Below are 2834 nucleotides of genomic sequence, written 5' to 3' on the forward strand. Positions count from 1 at the left end.
CGCCGCGACGCAACGCCTCCACCACCACATCGCCCATGAACAGCTGCCAGTCATCAGCGTGCGCCACGACGAACACCTGCAGCCGCGGCCGCAACGGTTGGGCATCGGCAACGGTGGGTCGCATCGAGACACCGGCGAACGCTACCGCGAGCGCCGCGACCAGCCCATGGCCATCCCGCACGCGAAACGCTCGACGGGTCCACCAACGGCGGTCGTTCGGCGCAGTCATGCGGGCACCTCCTTACGGATTACGCGATCCGGACTCGCCCAGAAAGCGATCGAAATGTTGCAGCAACTTGCCGAGCAGATATCGCGCATGCTGCGGGCGCGCCGTCCAGCCGTGCGTAGCCGACGGCGCGATCACCAGATCGAAGTCCTTCCCCTGCCGCATGAGTTCCTCAGCGAGGTCGGCCGTAGTCTTGAACGGCACCACATCATCCATGAGTCCGTGGATGAGCATGAGGTGGTCGCGCAGGCCGCCCGCGTACTGGAGTGCGCCACGCGTGAACGCGTCCGGATGCGTTTGCGGGCGACGCGTGATGGCCACGTCGTCGCTGCCGAAGAAGCGCGGGTCGGTGGCCGAGGCACCGGCCACACCAGCCTTGAAGAGTCCGGGGCGCTTGAACAACGCGTACACCGTGATGAGCCCACCATACGACGAGCCGAAGATACCGGTGCGCGACGTGTCGGCCCACGCCTGTGAACCGAGCCAGCGCTTCGTCGCCTCGAGATCGTCGAGATCCTTGCCGCCCCACTCGATGAGAAACGCCTCGCGGAAGGCGCGGCCATAGCCGGTGCTGCCGCGCACATCCACCTGCATCACGGCATAGCCGCGCTGCACGAGCAGTTGCTGGAGCAGCCCGTACGTCCCACCCCAGCGGTTGCGCACGGTATTGGAGTACAACGGGCCGAATACCACTGGCACCCGTTCGCCGCGCAACGCTGCGGCTGGGAGCCACACCTTGGCGCGCAGGGAATCCGCGCCTGCCACGTCACCGGGGCCGGCAAAGCTCACGTAGCGCGGTGCTACGAGTGCTGCGTCACGAAGCCCGGCCCCTCCGGGCGTGGTGATGGTCTGCTCGGTGCCGCCCTGCATGGTGGTCATCACCAGATGCGGCGGGGTGATGTCATCGCTCACGAGGCTCGCCACAGCGCGGCCGTCAGGCGAAACCACGGCGCGGTGCGTGCCGGCGCGCTTCGTGACCTGCACCGGCGGTTTGCCACGCGCCGCGTACCACAGATGCCGTTCGGCCACCACAGGCGCGGTGGACAGCCAGGCCGTCGCGCCGTTGGGAAGCGGAATGGGTTCCCCCTGCACATCGCTGCCGGCCGGCGTGATGGCACGCGGCGTCGTGTCCGAGAGGGACACGGCGTACACGCGATACCGGTCGTCACGATCGGTGGTGAGTAGCACCTCACGGCCGTCGTGCGACCAGGCCGACGCATGCTCGGTGTAGATGCGCGACGCGCGACGGTCATGATACACGAGGCGGGGTTCGCCGCCTGCGCGAACCGTGTGCACCCACCGTTCCGTCGCGTCATCGGCTTCGCGGTCCACGAGCAGCGTACCGTCAGCAGACCACGCGAAGTTGAGAATCTGCACTGACGTGGGATCGGCGAACGGCAGCGCGGTGAGCGCACCGGTCTTCGCGTTCACCAGCACAACCTGTCGCACTTCGTTCGCGTCACCCGGGTACGAGCGACGCAGCATGTTCGCCTGGGTATCGGTGCCGAGATAGTACGGAAACGCCACCGTACGCACGGCGCGCCGGTCCACGAGTTGCGCGGCGATCGTTGTGCCGTCGGGCGACCATGCGAACGATGGCGCCGACGAGGCCCACGTGGCGGTCCCGATCTCGCGATCGAGTCGCGCGTAGGTCCCGAGTGCCACGCTCGCGATGGAGGGTACGCCCACCTCGGTGAGCTTGCGCGGTGCCGAAGGGGCAGCGCCGAGAGCGACCGTCCAGAGATCACCGCCCTTGAGGTACGCCACGCGGTCGCCCGACGGTGACAGCGAAAGCTCCTGGGCATCGGCGGTGACGGTGGCGATCGTGTCCACCGCACCCGTTGCGGGTGTCACCGCGAGGAGGTGTGTGCCGCGCAACAGGTACAGTGTGCGACTGTCGGCGCGCCACACGATCTCGCGCACGGGTGCCGGTGTCGACCGTGAGCCGCCCGGATCTTTCGCAAGGACGCGTCGCCCCTTGCCGTCGGCATTCACGAGCCAGAGCTCGCGTGGTCCGATGCCGCCACTGCTGTCCCACGCAAAGGCGAGCGTGCGGCTGTCGGGCGACCACGCGAGTGCCGAGGGCGTGCTCCCCGTGATGGCGGTGCTGCGCACCACCTGATCGAGCGTGAGCGACGACGGCGCCGGCTGGGCTGCCACCGCCTGCGCGGCGCACAGCCCGACCAGCACGATCTTCGCACTCCTCACGGGAAGATGCCCATGTCCACGTACGACTGCGCGACCTTGTTGATGGCATTGACCATGGCCGCGGTGCGCAGCGTGACCGTCTTGTCACCGAGGCCGCGATGCACGTCCGCCAGCTGGCGATAGGCCACGGTCATCGACTCGGCGAGCCCCGACGCCACAAGGTCTTCTTCGTCGGCCCCTTCGGTGAGTGACAGCGCCTCGGCATCGGAGAAGTGCTGGCCCGTCTTGCTTTCGATGGCACGCAGCAGCTTGCGCAGCGTCTCCTCTTCATGGCGCTTCTGCATGCGGCCAAACCGTACGTGCGAGAGATTCTTGAGCCACTCGAAGTACGAAACGATCACGCCGCCGGCGTTGAGCCATACGTCGGGGAGTATGAGCAGGCCCCGTTCGGCGAAGATCG

2 protein-coding genes and 1 pseudogene are annotated in these 2834 nt (G+C 67.6%); all 3 read right to left on the minus strand.

From position 1 onward, the window contains the following. Positions 1–229, minus strand: a 229-nt coding sequence (locus tag ACIQ6O_RS15815; RefSeq protein WP_396208736.1) for a hypothetical protein, incomplete at its 3' end; no start/stop codon positions are given. Between the two features lie 12 nt (positions 230–241). Beyond that, on the minus strand, positions 242–2416 hold the full coding sequence (locus ACIQ6O_RS15820; protein WP_396208737.1) for a prolyl oligopeptidase family serine peptidase: 2175 nt from the start codon (positions 2414–2416) through the stop codon (positions 242–244). Positions 2417–2430: 14 nt separating this feature from the next. After that, positions 2431–2834: pseudogene (locus ACIQ6O_RS15825) on the minus strand (Glu/Leu/Phe/Val dehydrogenase); the annotation flags it as partial.

Source organism: Gemmatimonas sp. (assembly GCF_044345575.1).
Taxonomy (GTDB): domain Bacteria; phylum Gemmatimonadota; class Gemmatimonadetes; order Gemmatimonadales; family Gemmatimonadaceae; genus Gemmatimonas.